Consider the following 872-nt stretch of genomic DNA (forward strand, 5'->3'; position numbering starts at 1 on the left):
CTAGGGGGTGTCTTGTCGATCATTGGTCGAGCCAGATGAGGGTGCTGGCGAGGGTGATGGCGGCGAGGTAGCGGTCGGAGCGTTTGTCGTAGCGGGTGGCGATGCCGCGCCATTGTTTGAGGCGGTGGAAGCAGCGTTCGACGACGTTGCGGCGCCGGTAGACGGTCTTGTCGAACTCGCAGGGCCGTTCGCGGCGGCGTCTGCGGCCGGCGAGTTGGTCGACGCGTTCGGGGATGGTGGTCTTGATCCCGCGTCGGCGGAGGTAGGCCCGGAAGGTGCGGGCTGAGTAGCCCTTGTCCGCGACGACGTGGTCGGGCCGGGTCCGGGGTCTTCCCGGACCCGGCCCGGGGACGCGGATCAGGCTGATGACGGTCTCGGCCTGGGTGCAGTCGTTGCGGTTGCCCGCGGTGACCAGGAACGCCAGAGGCCGGCCCTGTCCGTCGCAGGCGAGGTGGATTTTGGTGGTCAGCCCGCCGCGGGAGCGTCCGAGGCCTCGTTCTTCGAGCCCCCTTTGGCGGCCGCGTGCTGGTGGGCTCGCACGATCGTGGAGTCGATCGCGACCAGCCAGTCCACCTGCGCCCGTGTCTGCGCGGCGGTCAGAAGCCGGTCGAAGGTGCCGTCGGCGGCCCATCGGGCGAAGCGTCCGTGGACGGTCTGCCAGGGACCGAACCGTTCGGGCAGGTCCCTCCAGGGCAGCCCGGTGCGGAACTTGAACACGATGCCCTCAAGGACCTGGCGGTGATCCCGCCACCGCCCCCGGGCCTTGCCCACGGGCGGCAGCAACGGCTCGATCACCGCCCAGGCCGCGTCAGAAATCTCCCCATCCCTCACCACCGGACCAACGATCCGATGATCGGAAAGACACCCCCTAG

At 69.4% G+C, this 872-nt stretch carries 1 pseudogene; it reads right to left on the reverse strand.

The window, feature by feature from the left end:
* Positions 1 to 19: 19 nt before the first annotated feature.
* Positions 20 to 831: pseudogene (locus M1O15_RS31265) on the reverse strand (IS5 family transposase).
* Positions 832 to 872: the final 41 nt, after the last annotated feature.

The organism is Streptomyces lichenis (assembly GCF_023218175.1).
GTDB classification, from domain to species: Bacteria; Actinomycetota; Actinomycetes; order Streptomycetales; family Streptomycetaceae; genus Streptomyces; species Streptomyces lichenis.